Below are 907 nucleotides of genomic sequence, written 5' to 3'. Positions count from 1 at the left end.
AATATGGCGCAGAGCCTGGAAGGTTATTTTATACACACATTTCTGATCAATACGCACCATTTAGCAGTAAGCTGATCAATGTGGGCGTTCGTGATTCAACCTATGTTCTTGATGGGCTGCTGTATCACGAGTCTGATTTACGCATCGAGGAACACTACACCGATACGGCTGGATTCACCGACCATGTTTTTGCACTCATGCACATGCTAGGGTTTCGATTTGCACCACGAATTCGTGATCTGGGCGATACGAAACTCTATATTCCAAAGTCAGACATAGACTATGCCGCACTTAAACCCATGATTGGCGGCACACTGAATATCAAACAGATTCGTACTCATTGGGACGATATTTTGCGTCTGGCCGCATCAATCAAGCAAGGGACTGTCACAGCGTCGCTAATGCTACGTAAACTCGGTAGTTATCCACGACAGAATGGTTTGGCATTGGCATTACGAGAGCTGGGGCGTATTGAGCGCACACTGTTTATCTTGGATTGGTTGCAAAGCGTAGAACTACGCCGTCGGGTTCAAGCTGGATTAAATAAAGGTGAAGCCCGTAATGCATTAGCGCGCGCCGTTTTCTTTTATCGATTGGGTGAGATTCGAGATCGAAGCTTTGAGCAACAGCGTTATCGAGCCAGTGGCTTGAATCTAGTGACCGCCGCCATTGTATTGTGGAACACGGTTTATTTAGAGAGAGCGACTAACGCCCTACGAGGGCATGGTCGCACAGTCGATGATACCTTGCTGCAATATCTGTCACCGCTGGGGTGGGAGCACATCAATTTAACTGGGGATTATCTATGGCGAAGCAAAGCCAAGATAGGTGGTGGAAAATTTAGGCCATTGCGCGCAATTGAAAAACCTTAGCGTGCTATATTTTCCGTTTCCTGAGACGACCCCTA

Annotated in this window: 1 protein-coding gene; it reads left to right on the top strand. The window is 47.2% G+C overall.

Annotation, left to right across the window (positions count from 1 at the left end; translation table 11 throughout):
- Positions 1 to 872 (top strand): Tn3 family transposase (locus CL42_RS16195; RefSeq protein WP_035271008.1); only part of this gene is annotated, 872 nt, incomplete at its 5' end.
- Positions 873 to 907 lie beyond the last annotated feature (35 nt).

Origin of the sequence: Acinetobacter sp. Ver3, from assembly GCF_000632455.1 — a bacterium.
Taxonomy (GTDB): Bacteria; Pseudomonadota; Gammaproteobacteria; order Pseudomonadales; family Moraxellaceae; genus Acinetobacter.
Note: the sequence above shows the minus strand (reverse complement) of the source record. Positions and strands in the feature narration are given on the sequence as shown.